Origin of the sequence: Psychroflexus gondwanensis ACAM 44 (genome assembly GCF_000355905.1) — a bacterium.
GTDB classification, from domain to species: Bacteria; Bacteroidota; Bacteroidia; order Flavobacteriales; family Flavobacteriaceae; genus Psychroflexus; species Psychroflexus gondwanensis.
Genome location: NZ_APLF01000004.1, coordinates 264684 through 283233, shown reverse-complemented (window position 1 = coordinate 283233; position 18550 = coordinate 264684). Strand labels below are relative to the sequence as shown.

Genomic DNA, 18550 nt, shown 5'->3' with positions numbered 1-18550 from the left:
ATCTTTGTTTTTATACAAAACTATGTCCCAAATCACCACCCTTACTGTCTTAAACTATAAAGGATTTTCTAATAAATTTTGGGCGTTGTCCATGATGCAGTTTGGGCATAACTATATGAAATCTGTAAAAGGGCTTAGTTTTTATAAGCTTATGGGAAGCGGTAAAGATCATTTCAATCCTTTTCCAGATTGGAGTGTGTATTCGGTTTTGCAAGTGTGGGAGTCGGAAGATGCTGCACAAACTTTTTTTGAAACTCATAAGCTCAGTAAAGTCTATCAAAGTCACGCAGATAAGATGCAGGTTTATTATTTGGAAAGCATACAAGCCAGAGGCTTATGGAATGCTAAAAACCCTTTTGAATCTACAGTAAATGCAAAAGAGATGGAGCCAGATTCTGAAATTGCGGTTATTACCCGAGCCAGTATTAAGACTAAAATGCTTTTGAAGTTCTGGAAATATGTTCCAGAATCTCAAAAACCCTTGGAAAATGCTAAAGGGTTGATCTATACTAAAGGTTTTGGTGAACTTCCTTTTGTGGAAATGGCCACTTTTAGCGTTTGGAAAGATTTAGAAAGCCTTCAAGCTTACGCTTATCAAAGCAGAGAACATATTAAGGCCATCCAAAAAACAAGAGAATTGGACTGGTACAGCGAGGAACTATTTTCTAGATTTCGCATTCAGAAAAAGGTCACTTTGAAAGGGCATTAAGTTTTAAGTCCGCTTTTAACGTGTCTTAAAAACGCTTTGATAAAGGGTTTAGAACTCAAATTCAGAATGATTTTTAAATCTTCAGAAAACAGCGACTTTTCGTCCAAAAATCTAAAGATCGTTCTTATAGAATTGTTTTTATACATGCGATAAAAGAGCTCCTCACCAAAATGATTCTCTTTGCTGAGCACCTCTAAGAAAATTTTATCGTAATGCTTAAATTTGGTAGGGGAGGAGTTGCGATAATAGTCAGGATTTGATTTCAAGAACTTGATGATTTTCTTACTTTTCTTCTCGCAGTTTTTGAAGGAATACCCAGAAGAAGCTTTAACCCAGCCCCCTGCTGTACCAATTTTGATAATGTGCTTTTGATTAAAATCTTCGAAGGGAAAATTGGTCATCGGGATCACGCCTTTTTCAGTCTCTAAGATCTTATAATTCTCCTGCTCTAACTTTTCAGAAATATATCTTTTTAAATAGTGATCGTAAGTGGCTTCACTCACTAGGTCTGGACTGAAATACGTAAACTCAACCAGTGCTTTAGTGGGAGATAAGGGGAGAACATATGTGAAGCTAGTGGTTTCACCATCTTTGATGCTATAATCCATCATCGTAAATTGAGTATCATCAAAGACTTCTTCCTCAGTTTCGATAATCCATCCTTTAAAATGCTGAGCGATATTAAGAGAGTCTGGATGGTCTAAAGCATAAAGTGATGGAATCCTACTGTCAAATACAAAATCGGCTGTGTAATCGCTCTCAGGAGTTGTCACTATAGCTTTATCTTGGTTTTGAACTACCTTTTGGACGTCTTCTGTTTTCCACTCTATATTGGAAGAGTCAAGTTCTGTTTTGGCAAATTGATAAAAATCTGCTGACCTCAACATTTTGTAGGTGTACTTTTTTAAATCAAAATTGATGTCTTCACCTTTGGCAGTAACGATAGATTTCTTCCATGTTTTAGAAACGATGTGATCCCACTTGCCATTCCCTTTTTCCCAAAAACTCCAAGTTCTGTCGTTTTCAGTTTTTTTGTCCTTGTCTAAAATCAGAATCTTCTTGTCCTTAAAAAAAGCATCTTCATTCATAGCTAAAGCCAGGTTTAACCCAGCCGCTCCAGCTCCTATGATGATGTAATGATAATTAAAAGTAGACATAGAAATAGATAAAAAAGACGAGTTGAACCATATATAAGTGAAACGAAATCAAAAAGTTGCCTTTGACTTTGAATAGATGAAAAATAAGATGAAAAATAAAGGAGATTACTCCCCAAGCAATATAATTATCTATAGGGGCATAGCCTCCTGTAAATTCCCAAAAATCAAAAATAGGAGCGACCTTTTCCATAAACAAATCCAGCAAAAGCATCATAAAGGTGCCTAGGAGAGATTTGAGAAATACACTGTCTGATAACTTATTGGCAATCGAGCCACAAATAAAAGTGAGCATAGCCCAATTCACTCCAATAAGCAGGGGCACTCCAAGAATCTTAGGACCAAAATTATTACCATAGGCATAGTCCCCAAAGAAAAGACCAAAAGTTACTCCTAGGTATTCTACCAAAATCCCTAGGAAGCCGAACAAAAAAAATAAACCCCACTTTTTGATGGAATCCAAAGGGTAGAAAGCAATTAAGGCTATAAACATTATCACCAAGTTGAGACCAGTTCTACTGGCGAACCAGTCCTGATACCCTATGCTAATGCCAATTATACCTGAAACATGGAAAAGCCATAGAATGCCGATGGCTATGTATAAATAAGACTGTTGCTGAGGTAAACTCTTCATTTATTGGGGTTGTGGAACTAAATCTGAAACAATTTTGGCAGAGAGCAAACATAAAGGAATTCCTCCCCCAGGGTGCACACTTCCTCCACAAAAGTATAAGTTTTTTAGCTTTGAACTGAAGTTTGGATGTCTTAGAAAAGCTGCGAATTTATTATTACTGGACGTTCCATACAAAGAGCCTTGGAACGATGAGGTTGCAAACTCGATATCCTTTGGAGTGACGACGTGTTCAACTTCAATGTAGTTTTCTATTTTGGAGCCTAGGCATTTATTGATTTTAGCGATAACTTTCTCCCTGATATAAGTGGTTTGGGCAGTCCAATCTTGGCCACAATTGGTAGGGGCATTAACCATTACAAACCAGTTTTCATGACCTTCCTGTGCATCTTCTTTCACCTCCTTAGAAGAGATGTTGATATACACGGTAGGGTCGTCTGCAAAGTATTTTTTATTAAACAAGTGATCAAATTCCTTTTCGTAATCTTCTGTAAATAAAATATTGTGTAAGTCTAGTTCCTCAAATGTTTTGTTGATTCCCCAATAAAAAATTAAAGCAGAACTCGAGCGCTCTTGACTCAAGGTCTTTTTTGGAGCTTTTACTTTTTTGAGAAGAGTGTTGTAAGCGGAATACACATCCATATTACAGACGATAAGATCGAAAGCTTGGTCGTCTCCGTTTATTTTTAAAGCCTTTGCTGTATTGTTTTCATAAACGATTTCATCTACCTTTTGGTTCAGATGTATGGAGATTCCGACATTTTTAGCGAGCTGAGTAAGACTTTGTGAAATATCATGCATCCCATGTTTGGGAACAAATGTCCCATAGTTCATCTCAAGATGGGGAATCATAGACATGATTCCTGGTGTTTTATAAGGAGTGGATCCATTATAGGTTGCAAACCTGTTAAAAAGTTGGATAAGCTTAGGATGGTCAAAATACTTTTCGTTCACCTCATTTAAGCTGCTGTCCAGATGTAATTTGCCTATATTAAAAACAGCCTTTAAGGTATCTTTAGACAGGTAGGTGTCGAATTTATGAAGCGATTTCTCCAAAAATAATTTGGAAGTTAGATCGTATTTGGTTTTCGTACTTTTTAGATAGTCTTCTAAATGTTTTTCAGATTCGTCAAAACTTTCAGCAGCTTCTTTGATAAAGGTTTTGGTATCCGCATTCACTTGAAAGCGTTTTCCATCCTCCCAGAAGTAATTACAGATGGTCTCTTTTCTTTTGTATTGAAAGTAGTCTTTGGGATCGATATCGAACAATCCAAACAATTCATCTACAAGGTGAGGCATCGTAAATAGAGAAGGACCGTAATCGAAGCGATAATTTCCTCTGGTGATACTATGAAGTTTGCCTCCTGTATAGTCATTTTGCTCAAATATATCGACCTCATAACCCTTAGCTTTTAAGCGCAAAGCAGAAGCGATTCCAGCTATACCAGAACCTATAATGGCAGCATTTGACTTCATTTACTTTTTGTTTTTGAGGAACCGTAGAGGTGGAATAAGCATTCCAAAACATTCACTTTCTTCTTTCCCCAAATGTTTATGGTGAATTTTATGGGCACGGCGTATACCTTTAGCATACCAGTGATCTGCTTTTCTGAATAATTTGAACCGTTGGTGAATAAAGATATCGTGAACAAGAAAATAAGCTAGGCCGTAGCCTGCAATCCCTGCTCCAATAGCAACCGCAAATTGAAATTGTGCGATCATAAAAAAGTACATGCTTACAACAGCGTAAAACACAAAGAATAAATCGTTGCGTTCCCACCAACTCTTATGGTCTTTAAGATGGTGATCTTTGTGTAACATCCATAAAAAACCATGCATGACGTATTTGTGGGTAAACCACGCCATAAATTCCATTAATAAAAAGGTTGTTATAAAAACAACTATCCAAATCAATATCTCCATAATCTTAAACTAAATTAAACCTACATGAAATGTAAGATTTTGCTAGTAAACTCGCCTTTTGGTAGTTTGGTACTCTTATTCGCCTGTTTTTAATTTCAAGCGAAGGTGTATTTTTTAACTTCTGAAGTAATTTCGAATAATAAATATAAGCGGTATAGACTCCAAGTTTAGCCTCTACAGGTAACATTGAAATCCCTCTTAAGCCTGCTTGAAAATCTGCATCTATCTCTGAAATGATAGAAGCTTTAGTAGTTTCATCCAGACGGTTTAAGTCTGCATCTGGAAAATACGATCTTTCTAAATCTTCACAATCTGCTTTTAAATCTCTTAGAAAATTCACTTTTTGAAACGCAGAACCCAATCTCATCGCATCTTCTTTGAGATTTTCATACATTTCAAGATCGCCTTTTACAAATACCTTTAAACACATCAATCCAACAACGTCTGCGCTTCCATAGATGTAAGCTTCATATTCCTCTTGGGTAAGATAATTGGATTTATGTAAATCTTTTTCCATACTATCCATAAAGGATTCGTAAAGATGAGCATCTATATTATATTTATGAACGGTTTCTTGAAAGCTGTTTAATATTGGATTTAAACTTATTTTATGCTCAACGGCATTGTACATATCTTCCTGAAACCTTTTAAATAAAATAGACTTATCGTAGTCATGAAAAGTATCTACGATTTCGTCTGCAAATCTTACAAACCCATAAATATTGTAAATATCTTGCCGAATAGACGGGGCTAAGAGTTTAGTGGCAATAGAAAAAGAGGTGCTGTAAGAATGGGTGACCATCTTGCTACATTCTCTCGATACAGTGTCAAACAATGATTTCATTACTTTAATTTTTCTCAATTAATTCGGACACCAATTTACCCGAAATTAATGCGGGTGGAACACCAGGTCCAGGGACAGTAAGTTGTCCTGTAAAAAATAGATTCTTCACTTTCTTGCTTTTTAATTTTGGTCTCAAAAAAGCCGTTTGTAATAAAGTATTTGCCATTCCATAAGCATTGCCTTTATACGAATTGTAATCTTCAACAAAATCATTTACACAAAAGGATTTTTTAAATATAATATTTTTTCTAACACTTTGATTTGTTAGCGTTTCAAACCTTGTAATAATTTTGTTAAAATATTCCTCCCTCAATTCCTCTGTGTCTTCAATTCCTGGGGCAATAGGGACTAAAAAGAACCCATTTTCTTGGCCTTTAGGTGCTGTTCCAGGATCTGTTATAGACGTGAAATTAGCGTAGAACAATGGATCTTTAGGCCACTGGGGTGTGGTATAAATATCTTGGGCATGTGCCTCGAAGTCCACATCAAAAAACAAATTGTGATGCTTGACGTTTTCCAATTTCTTATCGAAACCTAAATAAAACAATAAAGAGGAAGGCGCAAAGACTTTTTTATCCCAGTAGGATTCTGAATATTGACGATGCTTTTCGTCTAGAAGGGTTTCTGTATGGTGATAATCTGCCCCGGATAAAATGATATCAAAGGTTTTAATCTCACCATTCACCTTCAAGCTTTTGGCAGTATGATTTTCAACATTAATTTTTTCGATGTTGGCATTGGTGTGTAATTCTACTCCAAGAGATTTTGCCAAATTTGCAATAGCAGCAATGACTTCATGGAATCCTCCTTTGGGATGCCATGTCCCTAAACCAAAATCTGCATAATTCATGAAATTATAAAAAGAAGGCGTTTCACTTGGCTTAGCTCCTAAAAATAATACGGGGAACTTTAGAATCTGTTTTAGCTTTTCGTTTTTAAAAACCTTTTCCACATCCTTATCGACGGTGCTAAAAAATTCTCCAAGTTTGGTCACTGTTTTTGGGGTCACCAACTCAAGTGGAGAAACACCTGGTTTATAGACTAAATCTTTAATAGCGATGTCGTAATTTTTACGAGCATGGTCTATAAACTTCTTTAGTTTCTTGGCGCCATTTTCTTCTTCTTGGTCGAAGATTTTATAAATCTTATCTAAACTATCTCCAATTTCGATAGTTTCTCCTCCTTCAAAAATGACTTGGTAACCTGGATCGAGCTTATCCAATTCATAATAGTCGGATGGTTTTTTATCAAAATCTGCAAAAAATCTTTCAAAAACATCAGGCATCCAATACCAAGAAGGACCCATGTCAAAAGTAAATCCTTTTTCTTTAAAACGACGGGCTCTACCACCCAAGCTATCATTTTTTTCAAAAAGTTGAACCTCATGCCCATTTTTTGCCAAATAGCAAGCGGCAGCTAGCGACGAAAAGCCAGATCCAATGACTGCAATCGATTTACTCATATTATAAGTTTAATGTTAATTCTGAGATATCTCTAAATGCTCTGATACCTTCAGGGAGTTTAGTATTATTTTCTATAAGTTCAATAGACTTACGACCGAGTAACCAGTATTCACAACGTCCATCAGGACAAATGTGTTCTTTAAAATCTATCAGATATTGTTCTAAATGATCTGGTTTTACAGTAAGGTAACTCACAAAAATAGGATTATCGTAGAGCGTGGAAAGATAAGTTAAATCTTGCATAGGTAAGCTCTGACCCAAAAATATTACTTTGTAACCATGCGATAAAATCTCATAGTTGGCGTAGTATAAACCAATATCGTGAATTTCTTCATCGGGCAGAAAAAGGATAAATACCTTATCGGTTTTTGAGGCATTCTCTTTTTGAAGTTTTTCAATATTGATAAAAAGTTTTTGTTTGACAAGATTGGAGATGAACTGCTCGTGTGCAGGGGTAATTGTACCTGCTTGCCAAAGCATACCAGTCTCAATCATCAAAGGGATAAAAACATCCTCATAAATTTCAGAAAACGTTTTGTTGATGAGTAAATTCTCATAAGTTCTCAAGAATAATGGCTGATCGAAATTCATCATTGCCACCTTCATTGATTTTAATGCTCGACCATAATTACTTTTACTAGTCGTAATGCTTTGAACAAGATTAGAAATTTCTTCATCATCAAGTTTTGAAATTCTCGAAATTTTGTATCCATTCTCATTTAAAAACGCAATGTTCAATATCTTCTGAAGTCCGGTGACTCCATAATTTCTGATATTGGTTTCTGTGCGTTCAGGCTCTAAAACACCGTATCTTTTCTCCCACATCCGTATGGTGTGAGCTTTGATACCGCTCAACGATTCTAAATCTTTAATGCTGAAATTTTGTTTAATGTTTCCCATGGCTTTGTATAACAATATCCAAAAATATTGAATATTGGCGTACTTTGTTTAAAAAATCAAGTTAAAAGTTAAACAATTTTTCAAAAAATTTAATTGGAGGCCACTTCAAGCTCCAAATTTCTTTATGATTTGTCTAGCCTAAGGCTTAAAAACCTAGAGTAGAGCTAGGTCAAGTCGAAAAGGATCTTCTTCTTGGGTAGTTATACCTAATGCTTCATGAACATAATCAAATGTAGAAAGTAATCTAGGTTCACCATCGACTAAAGCCACATCATGTTCGAAATGAATACTTGGTAAACCATCTGCGGTTAGTATAGTCCATCCATCTGGCAGTTGTTTAATCCGTTTGGTTCCCATATTGATCATAGGTTCTATAGCCACGGTCATTCCCTCTACAAATTTCTTACCTCGGCCTCTTTTACCATAATTAGGCATTTGGGGGTCCTCATGCATTGTTTTTCCTAAGCCATGGCCTACCAACTCTCTAACGACTCCATAGCCATGCTTCTCAGTATGTTTTTGGATAGCATAACCTACATCACCCACGCGATTTCCACTGACAAACTGTTCAATACCTTTGTAAAGTGATTCTTTAGTAACCCGGATTAATTTTTTTATGTCCTCAGAAACATCTCCAACTTCAAAAGTATAGGCATGGTCGCCATAGTATTCATTTTTCACAGCCCCGCAATCAATAGAAATAATATCTCCTTCGTTTAAAGCTTTTGTATTTGGAATACCGTGCACAACTTGTGCGTTTGGGCTCATGCAAAGTGTGTTTGGGAAGTCATACATGCCCAAAAAACCAGGAATAGCTCCATGATCTCTTATAAATTCTTCTGCAAGCTTATCGAGGTGAAGGGTTGTAACTCCAGGTTTCACTTCCTTTGCAAGCATTCCTAGGGTTTTTGACACGATTTGTGCACTCTCGTGCATAAGCTTGATCTCCTCTTTTGTCTTTGTTATAATCATTTATCTTTTTTAAAAATAGATTCAAAAAAACCTTTCTTCTTAGATTTTAAGTGTCTCAGCTCTTCATCTTCGCCTAATAACTCTCTATATATTGCTCCCCATCCTATAAATCCACCAACATTTCTATCGTCTATAAAAACATCTGCGTTTATTTTTCGGCTAATGTCTTCAGAATAATCTTCTTCTGGATAACTTTTATTGACTGCATAAAATTCTATCCCCCCTTGTCTGCAAAACTCCACGGCTTCCTGAAGGCTCCTTCCGCTTCTATAGGTCCATAAAATAAGAACAAAGCCTTTTTTCTGAAGCTTTTTCAGGGTTTCAAAAGCGAATAGCTTAGGCTTACCTATAGCAGGATATTTGTTATCTACGATAGTGCCATCAAAGTCAATAGCAAGGACAGGTTGTTTGGATGAAATCATAAAACTCAATTAAAAGTCATAGATGTGTTTGTAATCTTCTCTAGATAGAATTTTCAATAGGTCCTCTTCAAGAGATTCTTGAGCAAATTCTACATATCTGTTTAGTTCATCACCATTGTCATCATAAACAATTATAGTTGGGACATTGATGATGTTTAAACTTTTTCGTTCTACTTCTGATAGGCTGGTCACTACTTTGTTTGAATCTACAGCTACTAACCTCAAGTTATCCCTGTTAAAATTAATTTGATCTAAAATCTTGATTAAATGAGGGACCTCTCTTTGACTATCGGGACACCACGTACCCATGTAGACCTCTATGTTAAAGTTTTCTTTTTTCACTTCAGCAGAAAGTTTTTTCAAAATTTCAGGATTTGCGGAGTATTCTTCATAAGTCGTGTTGAACCAAACTGCATTTTTGGTCGTTTTCAACTCTTTTAAATCAAATTCACCTAACATTAATTTAAAATTTTGGAGGTCAGCCTCCTGTTTCGAGTCAGATGGCATAAAATTACAGGAAGTAATTATCAAAACGATTATAATTAAAAAGTACTTGATATTTTTCATGAAAGCAATGAATGTTGAGTCATTAATTCTGGTTTTTCGATATCCATAAGGTCAAGAATTGTAGGAGCAATATCTCCTAAGATGCCGTCTTTGATCGAGGTGATATCACTATCAACCAAGATGAAAGGAACAGGGTTGGTGGTGTGCGCTGTGTTTGGGGAGCCATCTGGATTCACCATAGTTTCGCTATTCCCGTGGTCGGCGATAACAATGACGGAATAGTCTTCTTCTTTTGCAGCAGTCACAACCTCTTTCAGGCATTCGTCAACGGTTTCGCAGGCTTTTACAGCGGCGTCAAAATCTCCTGTGTGTCCAACCATGTCTGGATTGGCGAAATTTAAACATATAAAATCTGCGCTTTGTTCAGAAATTTCTTTGACGATCTTATCTTTTAATTGGTAGGCACTCATTTCGGGTTGTAAGTCATAAGTAGCTACTTTCGGAGAATTCACCATAATTCGTCTTTCGTCTCTAAAGGGGTCTTCTCTGCCTCCGGAAAAGAAAAAAGTAACGTGAGGATACTTCTCTGTTTCTGCAGCTCTTATTTGAGATTTCCCGGTATACTCCAAAACTTCTCCTAAAGTGGCTTTGATGTTGTCTTTTTTGAAAACAACGTTTATATTTTTAAAGGTATCGTCGTATTTTGTCATTGTGACGAAATACAAGGGTATGGACTTCATGTCATATTGTTTAAAATCCTCTTGACTTAAGGCTTGAGTCAATTGGCGTCCACGGTCTGTTCTAAAGTTGAAAAAGATCACAACATCACCTTCATTTATCTTTGCAACAGGTTCATCGTTTTTGGTTATAGAAATAGGTTTGATGAATTCATCCGAGACTCCATCATCATAACTTTTTTGAAGTGCTTCCAAAGGATTTTCAGTGTAGGCTTCAGCTTCCCCTTTAACAATTAGGTCGTAAGCCTTTTCGACTCTTTCCCAGCGCTTGTCCCTATCCATCGCATAGTATCTGCCAATTATAGACGCTAAGTGAGTATTTGTTTTTTTAAAATGTGGAAGCAAATCTTCTATAAATCCTTTTCCAGAATGTGGATCGACGTCTCTACCGTCTGTAAACGCATGTACATATTTTTTAGAAATACCAAACTCTTCTGCTGCAGAGACCAAACCTTTTAAATGGCTGACATGTGAATGAACACCTCCATCGCTTACAAGGCCCAGAAAATGAACGGCTTTATCCTTTTTTTTGGCGTAATCAAAAGCTTGTTCAAGCACAGGTTCATTTTTAAGCGTATCCTTTTCTACAGCCATGTTGATTTTTACCAAGTCTTGATAAACCACACGTCCAGCTCCAAGATTCATATGTCCCACTTCAGAATTCCCCATTTGTCCTTCAGGCAAACCTACATTTAGTCCATCTGTTCTCAAAGTAGCATGAGGATACTGCTTGTAGAGGCTATCCATGAAGGGTGTATTAGCTTTATCTACAGCAGAGATCTCTTTGGAAGGGGAAATCCCCCAGCCGTCTAATATTGTTAATATGACTTTTTTGCCCATTCTAATCGTATTTTCTGCTAAAATAAGAATTATTGATAGATAGTAAGGAGAGTTTAAGATGGCATTAAAAAAGTACTGATACCTAAAGCATAGTTTTTAAAATAAGAGGCTATGAATTCTGGAGTCATCTTCGATTTTCCATCAAAACTCAACTTTTCCCAAGATGTCTGAAAGCTTTCTTCCATCTGGAGGCTAAGAAAATCCTTGGATGTTGGGGAGAAGGAGTAATGCCAAGGTTCATATAAAAAACCGGTTCGAGTCTTATCATCGGTATACACAAGCTCAAATCCAAAATCACTCCCATAGCGCTCCATCCACACCTTTAAATTTGAAAACACTCCTGTTCCATGGTAGTGTTTTTCCAAGAGAATATCTCCTTTAGGAAGCTGAACCGATTGGTCAATGATATCTATATCTGTACCCCAATGGTGTCGAGAAGTCCCTGGAATGGAAGAGTAGGTGATAATTTCTGAAATAGCTTCAGTACTAGAGTGGGTGTTAAGAAGCTGATTATATTTTTTCTCCCAAATTTGTTTCTGGTTCGAAAAGCTCCTATATCCGGATACAATCTGAAGATGGATGTCATCCTTGAGAGCTGCAGATTGCATTTTCGAAAAAGATTTATAGGTTTTTTTTTCCAATAAAATCGGTGAGGGTTCTAAATGGGAGGTATCCAATCCTAAAACTTGCTCAATGCTTATGTTTTGAAATTCGGTAGGTTTCTTAAAGAAAGCTTGAAAAGGAAATTGAAATCCAATTCCAGACAAAGTGGAGATATACAGAAATCTTTTTCGGTTCATTTTAGGTCAAACTTTTGGACATTTTATAATGAGGCCCAACATCTGGAATCATAAATTCCTTGGAAATAACTTTAAAGCCGAGTTTTGAGTAAAAATCCTTAGCGGAAATTCTAGCATTGCACCATAAAACAGGAATCTCCAGAGTTTTAAGTTCGTGTTCAGAAAAATTTACTAATTGCTTTCCAATACCCTTACCTCTGTAATCTAAATCGACTGCCATTCCTCTTAGTTGGTAATGTTTGGTCTCAGGCAATTCATCGGTATTCGTTTCAAATAGACTGAGGATTCCTATGCATTTGGAATCTACAAAAGCACCAATATGCATGGTGCTTTTTGAATTATCTCCTTTCCAAATACAGGAGCTTTGAGGTTTACTAGGTCTTAAAACGTTTTGCCTTAACTCTAAGGTCTCTCTGGCAGAGATATATCGTATAGACAACTTCAAAATTTACGACAATATACCATCAACAATCCCGTAGTCCAAAGATTCCTGAGCGTCCATCCAGTGATCTCTCTTGAAATCTTTCATTACTTTGTCTAAGTCCTGTCCACAATTGTCAGCAAGAATCTGCGCACTTAGCTCCTTTATTTTTAGAATTTCCTTAGCCTGGATTTCAATATTGGAAGCCTGGCCTTGAGCACCACCCATAGGTTGGTGAATCATTATTTTGGCATGCGGCTGGATAAAACGTTTGCCTTTTTCACCACCAGACATTAAAATAGAACCCATGGAAGCCGCTAAGCCACAGCAAATTGTAGAAACTGGACTTTTCAATCCTTTCATGGTATCGTAGATAGCAAACCCATCGGTTACATATCCACCTGGGCTGTTAATGTAAAATTGGATTTCATCATTGCTTTCCATATCAAGATACATCAATCTATCAATAATATGTTTGGCGCTTTTGCCGTCGACTTGGCCATTCAAAAACACTTTGCGTTCTTCTAAAAACTTTTTATCTATAAGGTCTTGAACTTTTCCTGATTTATCACTCATAATATTTTTATTTGAAGCGTAAAATTAAAATTATATTTTAAAAGGGACTGCTTTATTTGAAGAGTATTAACGTAAGTTGGTTAATACAAAAACGATAAAGACCTTGTGCTACCAAGGTCTTTATCAATTTTTAATTGAAAATTAGTCTATTTTAATGATTTTAGCATCTGGCATGGTTTGCATAACAGACTCGTAACTATTTAAATTCGGATTGTTTTCTGCAAATTCTGCAGGAATAATAGCTATTCTAAACGTCTTATTGAAAATGAACTCATCTGGCACAGTATCTAAATTTACATTACCATCTAAAAAAATATTAACATCAAAGTAAGTATGATTATAGGTGTACACCACCTGATTGCCATCATCGAAAAAGAAGCTTTGTGGAAGGGGCGTCCATACACTTGCAGGACCTCCTTCATCATTAACAACCTCTTCAAGAAGATAAACAAGGACGACATCACTTTCAAAAACTTCTATATCCAAGGGAAATTCAAAAACGGTAGAGTAATTGTTTTGAGGTAGAAGGTCTCGGTTTATTTCATACACATTACCTAGAATAACACCTCCATCGATACCTTGAGGTCCTTGAGGCCCTCTGTCCCCTTCACAGGCGATAAGGCTCAATAATACAATCAATAAATAGCTAATTTTCTTCATCTTATTTGTTTTTAAAGTCAATGCTTAGTGAATTCACGCAATAGCGTTTTCCACTTTCTGTAGGACCATCATCAAAAATGTGACCAATGTGGCCGCCGCAATTGGAACATAAAATTTCTATGCGTTGCATCCCAAAATTGGTATCCTTTTTATATTCTATAGAGCCTTCTACAGAACTGTCGAAACTTGGCCAGCCACAATTACTCTCGAATTTGGATTGACTATCAAAAAGCAATTCACCACAGCCTCTGCATTTGTACTTGCCTTCTTCAAAGTGGGTGTTGTACTTCCCAGAGTGAGGAGGTTCCGTGCCTTTTTCTCTTAAGACATGGAATTCTTTTTCAGAGAGTTTTTCTTTCCATTGTTCTTCTGATATTTGATTTGAATCTGCCATATTATTATTGTTTAGGAATAAATTTTAAAGCCACACCGTTTATACAGTGTCTTTTGCCAGTGGTTTCTCTTGGTCCATCATCAAAAAGGTGTCCAAGATGTCCTCCGCAATCTCCACAGAGTAACTCAGATCTTTCATAGCCTAACTTCCTGTCTGAGCTCATAGCTAAACTTCCATCAACAGCACGGTCAAAACTTGGCCAACCTGTTCCACTCATAAATTTGTGTTTAGTCTCGTAAAGTTCGTTTCCACAAGCAGCACAAACAAAAGTACCCGATTCCTTAACGTCATTGAGCGGGCTAGAAAAAGGTCTTTCTGTCCCCGCTTGTCTTAAGATATTAAATTCTTCTTGGGTAAGTTCAGCTTTCCATTCACTTTCTGTTTTTTGGACTTTATAATCCATGGTTTTTTGCTCTTCCTGCTGAGCTTCAGACTTACAAGAGATCAAACCGAATAACACTACTATAATCCATACATTCTTCATCATGTGTTTTTTGTTTAAAATTAAAACTTCTATGACAACATCCATCAACTTTCACAAATCAATCACATTAGAAGTTCAATTTTATGATTAGTTTTGATAAAAATTAATAATATGTCTAAGTTCAAATTCTGTACCAGTTTTTTATTGATCCTATTTATTTTTGGTTGTGGTCAAAATCCATTTACGGGTAAAAGCACATTAGCACTGGTTCCTAATTCGCAAATTATACCAATGTCTTTCAAGCAATACAATCAAGTTTTGGAGGAAAGTAAAGTCATAAAGGAAGGAGATCAGGCTCAAATGATCCAGCGTGTTGGATTAAGAATAGCCAATGCCTCTGAGCGTTGGTTAATAAAAAACGGATATCCAGACTATACAGATAATTACAAATGGGAATTTAATCTTATAGAAGATGACCAAGTGAATGCATGGGCTATGCCCGGAGGTAAAATTGTTTTTTATACAGGAATTTTACCCATTGCTAAAAACGAAGCTGGAGTCGCAACTATTATGGGGCATGAAGTCGCTCATGCTTTAGCCAATCATGGTCAACAACGGATGAGTGCTGGTCAAATTCAACAAACAGTCGGTGCTGTTGGATCAATCGCTTTAGGTAATGAAGATCAGCAAACCCAGGAGTTGTTTACTACTGCATATGGTATCGGCTCTCAAATTGGGATCATGCTACCTTTCAGTAGAAATCACGAAACCGAAGCTGATAAGATTGGGATAAAATTGATGGCCATTGCTGGCTATGACCCAGATGAAGCAGCAAAACTATGGAAACGAATGAAAGAATATTCTGGAGGAGCGGGTCCACCTCAATTTTTGAGCACACACCCCTCTACCGATGAACGAATCAACAATCTTCAAAAATGGTCTGCTGAAGCTAAAGCAGAGGCAGCAAAGTTTGGGGTGACTTCATTTCAAAACTAAATCTTGGGACAGAAAACGCTTCCTAAAGGCCATAAGAAACTAATTAACGCCTGGGCGTTTTATGATTGGGCAAATTCGGTTTACCCTCTTGTGATTAGCTCAGCCATTTTTCCAATTTATTACGGGGCGCTTACTATCCTAAAAGATGATGAAGGTCTCGTGATTAGCGATACCGTTAACTTTCTTGGTTTTGATTTTAATAATGATGCCCTAATAAGTTATGTAACGGCTTTAGCCTTTGTTGTGATCTCCATCATAAGCCCATTACTGGGAGGGATTTCAGATTATATAGGGAATAAGAAAAACTTCATGAAATTCTTCAATTACCTAGGAGCAATTTCCTGTATAGGATTATTTTGGTTTTCTCTAGAAAATTTATGGTTTGGACTTTTGTGCTACTTTTTTGGACTCATAGGCTTTTGGGGAAGCATTGTTTTTTACAATTCTTACTTGCCGGATATTGCTCAAAAGGACCAGCAAGATAGAGCTTCAGCAAAAGGGTATACTCTAGGGTATATGGGTAGCGTTATTCTTTTGGTTTGCTGTTTAATTCTAATTTTATTTCATAGTAGCTTTGGATTCGTCAGCGAATCGCTTCCTACCCGAATTTCATTTATCTTGACAGGGGTTTGGTGGATTGCTTTCAGCCAATATACGTATGCATACTTGCCAAAAGGCAATCGTAAGGGGAAGATCAAAACAAAAGACTTACTGCTGAATGGCTTCCGAGAATTAAAAACCACCTATTCTAAAATTAAGACTTCTTATGCTGTTGAACCTTATTTAAAGGCCTTTTTTGTTTATAGTATGGCTGTGCAAACTATAATGTTGATTGCAACCTACTTTGGTGTTGGGGAAATCCAATGGCCAAAAGGAGAATCTACTACGGGTCTTATTGTGAGTATACTCCTAATCCAATTAGTTGCTATAGTAGGAGCTAACGCTGCCTCTCGGCTTGCTGAATCCTACGGAAACATCAACCTACTAATTTGGATTAATACCATTTGGATTGGGATTTGTGTCTATGCGTTCTTTATTACTCAGCCCATGCAGTTTTATATTACTGCCTTTTTTGTTGGCTTGGTGATGGGAGCCATACAGTCTTTATCAAGATCTACGTTCTCAAAGTATATTCCAGATGATGAAAAAGATACCGCCTCCTTTTTTAGTTTTTATGAAGTGACTGAAAAAGTGGGTATAGTGATAGGGATGTTTTTGTATGGGTTCATAGCTCAAATTACCGGAAGTATAAGAAATGCTATACTTTTTCTAATTTTGTTTTTTATTGGAGGGATTTTTCTTCTCTTTAGATTGAAAGCTCAAACTAAAAAGGGATAAAATGGCATTTATCTGGCACCTTACTATTGTTGAAATGAAAAACAATATGCTCGTTACAGGAACTGTGTTGAAGCATGAAACCTCTATTGATAAACAGCCTAAATCCATTTTGAGGAATTTTTGGAATGTTATAACATCCTATCAAAAAAAGCTTTACAAAAGCAAATTCATCACTCTCGAAACTCAGTCGAAATCTTTTGAAATTATGACCTCAAAACGAGGCTATTTTTTTGAAATACTTCCTGTCCAAAATCTGGGTGATTTTAAACTATACGACCACACCCATAATGAGCTAGCTATTCAGCAGTTTCATCCTGTGTATTTTAAAAATTTGGAAACATCCATCGAGGTGGTTTCTGATATTGATGATACCGTGATACATTCTCACACTGCCTCTGCTCTTAAAAGAATCTACACCATTCTTTTTAAAAGACCCAAGCGAAGAAAAAAAGTCTTATTTAGTAATTCGCTTTTAGATTTTCTTGATGAGAACCAATTCAGAATATCCTACCTCTCTAAAAGTGAGAGCAACTTATTTGGATTGATTACCTCGATTTTCAGATTCAATGAAATTCCAAACGGGGCTTTATTTTTGACTCCCTATCTAAAATTCAAATCTTTATTTAAGCCTAAAAAAGGAAATCATAAACTTCAATTTCTGCATCAGTTGCTTACCAATTTACCAGATAAGACCTTTATATTAATTGGAGATGATACCCAAAAGGATATCGACATTTATACTCAAATTGTGCATACATTTAGGCCTCAGATTTCAAAGGTATTTATAAGACAAACCGGTTTTTCCGTAGATGATGTTCAGACCAAAAAATGGGAAGCTTTAAAGCAAACAGGAGTGCCTTGTACTTACTTTCAAGACGAGGATGATATAGATCTTGAAATCGAAAGCCTTAAGCTATTACTCAATTTGTAAACATGGATGTTCTATTAATCGTTAACCCTATCTCTGGGGATAAAAATAAGTCGAGTTTTTTGGAATTTGCTGGGCGATTAATGTCTCAACACAAACTTGACAGCCACGTTTATAAAACAACTGGGAAAGCTGATTTCAAGGAAGTAGAGCAGTTGATTAAGACTAAAAGCCCTCATAAAGTAATTGTTGTTGGAGGAGATGGAACTTTAAATATGTTTTTGGATGTTTTTAGATCCGAAAGTTCGCTAATTGGTTTTATACCTATGGGTTCAGCTAATGGAATGGCTGAAGAATTTGACTTAATTGACTCTCCTAAGCAGCTCTTCGAAAACTATTTAGCTTCAGAAAACTACTTTGAAGTTGATTTGCTCCAGTTGAATCAAAAGCATTTGCTGCTTCATCTCGGGGATCTTGGTGCGAATGCAAATTTGGTTTGGAATTATGAAAAAGACAAAAGTCGTGGTCTCTTGACCTACGCCAAGCATTTTTGGTCTGAATTTAATAACCTTAAGGGTTTCAAATTTGAAATTGAAACCGAGAAAAATACCTACGAACGAAAAGGAGTCATGCTTGCCATCTGTAATGGTAGAAAGTTTGGGACTGGTATTCCCTTGAATACCATTGGTAAGATGAATGATGGTTTGTTTGAATTGGTTATCATAAAGGCGGTTGACTTTTCAGACCTCATTAAAGCTACCTATTCGAAATTTAATGAGGACTATGAAATTCAAAATTTTGAAACCATTCAAGCCAAGTCCGCTCAAATAAAACTTCTTGAGCCCAATTTACTTCAAATTGATGGTGAAATTATTGATCAATTCGATAAGATTCAAATTGATGTTTTACCTAAAGCTTTGAAATTTATCAAATAGAAAACGCCGATGAAAATTCATCGACGTTTAAATCTA

The 18550-nt window shown here is 36.3% G+C and carries 22 protein-coding genes; 5 read left to right on the top strand and 17 right to left on the bottom strand.

What is annotated here, in order from left to right:
• Positions 1 to 22: 22 nt before the first annotated feature.
• Positions 23 to 709, top strand: coding sequence for a DUF3291 domain-containing protein (locus PGOND44_RS05085; RefSeq protein WP_003437495.1), 687 nt, complete (start codon positions 23 to 25; stop codon positions 707 to 709).
• Here the strand turns inward: PGOND44_RS05085 and PGOND44_RS05080 are convergent.
• The 17 genes from PGOND44_RS05080 to msrB (PGOND44_RS05000) all read right to left on the bottom strand — a co-directional run bounded on the left by PGOND44_RS05080 (position 706) and on the right by msrB (PGOND44_RS05000) (position 14437).
• Entirely contained in the window at positions 706 to 1866 is a 1161-nt protein-coding gene (locus tag PGOND44_RS05080) for a lycopene cyclase family protein (protein ID WP_003437494.1), read from the bottom strand. The two genes, PGOND44_RS05085 and PGOND44_RS05080, sit on opposite strands and share 4 nt — an antisense overlap.
• Positions 1853 to 2497: a carotenoid biosynthesis protein gene (locus tag PGOND44_RS05075; RefSeq protein ID WP_003437492.1), complete on the bottom strand. Its 645-nt coding sequence runs from the start codon at positions 2495 to 2497 to the stop codon at positions 1853 to 1855. The genes PGOND44_RS05080 and PGOND44_RS05075 overlap by 14 nt, the downstream gene beginning before the upstream one ends.
• The gene (gene crtD / locus PGOND44_RS05070) at positions 2498 to 3970 is read right to left on the bottom strand and encodes a 1-hydroxycarotenoid 3,4-desaturase CrtD (RefSeq protein ID WP_003437491.1); all 1473 of its coding nucleotides are present in this window, start codon (positions 3968 to 3970) and stop codon (positions 2498 to 2500) included. It abuts the gene before it with no gap.
• Positions 3971 to 4417 (bottom strand): sterol desaturase family protein, encoded by a 447-nt coding sequence (locus PGOND44_RS05065; protein ID WP_003437489.1) that lies wholly within the window; start codon positions 4415 to 4417, stop codon positions 3971 to 3973.
• Between the two features lie 4 nt (positions 4418 to 4421).
• A complete protein-coding gene (locus PGOND44_RS05060; RefSeq protein WP_003437486.1) occupies positions 4422 to 5261 on the bottom strand; it encodes a phytoene/squalene synthase family protein in 840 nt (279 codons plus the stop codon).
• 4 nt (positions 5262 to 5265) lie between these two features.
• Positions 5266 to 6723, bottom strand: coding sequence for a phytoene desaturase family protein (locus PGOND44_RS05055; RefSeq protein ID WP_003437483.1), 1458 nt, complete (start codon positions 6721 to 6723; stop codon positions 5266 to 5268).
• A gap of 1 nt (position 6724) precedes the next feature.
• Positions 6725 to 7624: a MerR family transcriptional regulator gene (locus tag PGOND44_RS05050; RefSeq protein ID WP_003437482.1), complete on the bottom strand. Its 900-nt coding sequence runs from the start codon at positions 7622 to 7624 to the stop codon at positions 6725 to 6727.
• A 153-nt stretch (positions 7625 to 7777) separates the two neighbouring features.
• Positions 7778 to 8596: a type I methionyl aminopeptidase gene (map, locus tag PGOND44_RS05045; protein WP_003437480.1), complete on the bottom strand. Its 819-nt coding sequence runs from the start codon at positions 8594 to 8596 to the stop codon at positions 7778 to 7780.
• Positions 8593 to 9018: a BT0820 family HAD-type phosphatase gene (locus tag PGOND44_RS05040; RefSeq protein ID WP_040555808.1), complete on the bottom strand. Its 426-nt coding sequence runs from the start codon at positions 9016 to 9018 to the stop codon at positions 8593 to 8595. Before PGOND44_RS05040 ends, map begins: the two co-directional genes overlap by 4 nt.
• 9 nt (positions 9019 to 9027) lie before the next feature.
• Entirely contained in the window at positions 9028 to 9477 is a 450-nt protein-coding gene (locus tag PGOND44_RS05035; RefSeq protein WP_223810226.1) for a TlpA family protein disulfide reductase, read from the bottom strand.
• A 104-nt stretch (positions 9478 to 9581) separates the two neighbouring features.
• Positions 9582 to 11102 (bottom strand): 2,3-bisphosphoglycerate-independent phosphoglycerate mutase, encoded by a 1521-nt coding sequence (gene gpmI / locus PGOND44_RS05030; RefSeq protein WP_003437471.1) that lies wholly within the window; start codon positions 11100 to 11102, stop codon positions 9582 to 9584.
• Between the two features lie 53 nt (positions 11103 to 11155).
• On the bottom strand, positions 11156 to 11902 hold the full coding sequence (locus tag PGOND44_RS05025) for a M15 family metallopeptidase (protein WP_003437460.1): 747 nt from the start codon (positions 11900 to 11902) through the stop codon (positions 11156 to 11158).
• 1 nt (position 11903) lies between these two features.
• The gene (locus PGOND44_RS05020) at positions 11904 to 12347 is read right to left on the bottom strand and encodes a GNAT family N-acetyltransferase (protein ID WP_223810227.1); all 444 of its coding nucleotides are present in this window, start codon (positions 12345 to 12347) and stop codon (positions 11904 to 11906) included.
• Between the two features lie 3 nt (positions 12348 to 12350).
• Entirely contained in the window at positions 12351 to 12899 is a 549-nt protein-coding gene (locus tag PGOND44_RS05015; RefSeq protein ID WP_003437456.1) for a ClpP family protease, read from the bottom strand.
• Positions 12900 to 13040: 141 nt separating this feature from the next.
• Positions 13041 to 13559 carry a hypothetical protein gene (locus PGOND44_RS05010; RefSeq protein WP_003437453.1) on the bottom strand — a complete coding sequence of 173 codons (519 nt, stop codon included), beginning with the start codon at positions 13557 to 13559 and terminating at the stop codon, positions 13041 to 13043.
• Between the two features lies 1 nt (position 13560).
• Positions 13561 to 13953, bottom strand: coding sequence for a peptide-methionine (R)-S-oxide reductase MsrB (msrB, locus tag PGOND44_RS05005; RefSeq protein WP_003437449.1), 393 nt, complete (start codon positions 13951 to 13953; stop codon positions 13561 to 13563).
• Between the two features lie 4 nt (positions 13954 to 13957).
• Positions 13958 to 14437 (bottom strand): peptide-methionine (R)-S-oxide reductase MsrB, encoded by a 480-nt coding sequence (gene msrB / locus PGOND44_RS05000; RefSeq protein ID WP_040555830.1) that lies wholly within the window; start codon positions 14435 to 14437, stop codon positions 13958 to 13960.
• A 111-nt stretch (positions 14438 to 14548) separates the two neighbouring features.
• Between msrB (PGOND44_RS05000) and PGOND44_RS04995 the strand changes: the two genes are divergently transcribed.
• Genes PGOND44_RS04995 through PGOND44_RS04980 form a run of 4 tightly spaced genes read left to right on the top strand, consistent with a single transcriptional unit; the run spans position 14549 to position 18514 of the window.
• Entirely contained in the window at positions 14549 to 15373 is an 825-nt protein-coding gene (locus PGOND44_RS04995) for a M48 family metallopeptidase (RefSeq protein ID WP_003437443.1), read from the top strand.
• A gap of 3 nt (positions 15374 to 15376) precedes the next feature.
• On the top strand, positions 15377 to 16711 hold the full coding sequence (locus PGOND44_RS04990) for an MFS transporter (protein ID WP_003437439.1): 1335 nt from the start codon (positions 15377 to 15379) through the stop codon (positions 16709 to 16711).
• A 1-nt stretch (position 16712) separates the two neighbouring features.
• Entirely contained in the window at positions 16713 to 17642 is a 930-nt protein-coding gene (locus PGOND44_RS04985; RefSeq protein ID WP_003437436.1) for a phosphatase domain-containing protein, read from the top strand.
• A 2-nt stretch (positions 17643 to 17644) separates the two neighbouring features.
• Entirely contained in the window at positions 17645 to 18514 is an 870-nt protein-coding gene (locus tag PGOND44_RS04980) for a diacylglycerol/lipid kinase family protein (protein WP_003437435.1), read from the top strand.
• Positions 18515 to 18550 lie beyond the last annotated feature (36 nt).

Excerpts from the sequence above, each read along its gene's own strand:
- PGOND44_RS05085 (WP_003437495.1), top strand. The coding sequence starts at position 23 with ATGTCCCAAATCACCACCCTTACTGTCTTAAACTATAAAGGATTTTCT.
- PGOND44_RS05080 (WP_003437494.1), bottom strand. The coding sequence starts at position 1,866 with ATGTCTACTTTTAATTATCATTACATCATCATAGGAGCTGGAGCGGCT.
- PGOND44_RS05075 (WP_003437492.1), bottom strand. The coding sequence starts at position 2,497 with ATGAAGAGTTTACCTCAGCAACAGTCTTATTTATACATAGCCATCGGC.
- crtD (WP_003437491.1), bottom strand. The coding sequence starts at position 3,970 with ATGAAGTCAAATGCTGCCATTATAGGTTCTGGTATAGCTGGAATCGCT.
- PGOND44_RS05065 (WP_003437489.1), bottom strand. The coding sequence starts at position 4,417 with ATGGAGATATTGATTTGGATAGTTGTTTTTATAACAACCTTTTTATTA.
- PGOND44_RS05060 (WP_003437486.1), bottom strand. The coding sequence starts at position 5,261 with ATGAAATCATTGTTTGACACTGTATCGAGAGAATGTAGCAAGATGGTC.
- PGOND44_RS05055 (WP_003437483.1), bottom strand. The coding sequence starts at position 6,723 with ATGAGTAAATCGATTGCAGTCATTGGATCTGGCTTTTCGTCGCTAGCT.
- PGOND44_RS05050 (WP_003437482.1), bottom strand. The coding sequence starts at position 7,624 with ATGGGAAACATTAAACAAAATTTCAGCATTAAAGATTTAGAATCGTTG.
- map (WP_003437480.1), bottom strand. The coding sequence starts at position 8,596 with ATGATTATAACAAAGACAAAAGAGGAGATCAAGCTTATGCACGAGAGT.
- PGOND44_RS05040 (WP_040555808.1), bottom strand. The coding sequence starts at position 9,018 with ATGATTTCATCCAAACAACCTGTCCTTGCTATTGACTTTGATGGCACT.
- PGOND44_RS05035 (WP_223810226.1), bottom strand. The coding sequence starts at position 9,477 with ATGTTAGGTGAATTTGATTTAAAAGAGTTGAAAACGACCAAAAATGCA.
- gpmI (WP_003437471.1), bottom strand. The coding sequence starts at position 11,102 with ATGGGCAAAAAAGTCATATTAACAATATTAGACGGCTGGGGGATTTCC.
- PGOND44_RS05025 (WP_003437460.1), bottom strand. The coding sequence starts at position 11,902 with ATGAACCGAAAAAGATTTCTGTATATCTCCACTTTGTCTGGAATTGGA.
- PGOND44_RS05015 (WP_003437456.1), bottom strand. The coding sequence starts at position 12,899 with ATGAGTGATAAATCAGGAAAAGTTCAAGACCTTATAGATAAAAAGTTT.
- PGOND44_RS05010 (WP_003437453.1), bottom strand. The coding sequence starts at position 13,559 with ATGAAGAAAATTAGCTATTTATTGATTGTATTATTGAGCCTTATCGCC.
- msrB (WP_003437449.1), bottom strand. The coding sequence starts at position 13,953 with ATGGCAGATTCAAATCAAATATCAGAAGAACAATGGAAAGAAAAACTC.
- msrB (WP_040555830.1), bottom strand. The coding sequence starts at position 14,437 with ATGAAGAATGTATGGATTATAGTAGTGTTATTCGGTTTGATCTCTTGT.
- PGOND44_RS04995 (WP_003437443.1), top strand. The coding sequence starts at position 14,549 with ATGTCTAAGTTCAAATTCTGTACCAGTTTTTTATTGATCCTATTTATT.
- PGOND44_RS04985 (WP_003437436.1), top strand. The coding sequence starts at position 16,713 with ATGGCATTTATCTGGCACCTTACTATTGTTGAAATGAAAAACAATATG.
- PGOND44_RS04980 (WP_003437435.1), top strand. The coding sequence starts at position 17,645 with ATGGATGTTCTATTAATCGTTAACCCTATCTCTGGGGATAAAAATAAG.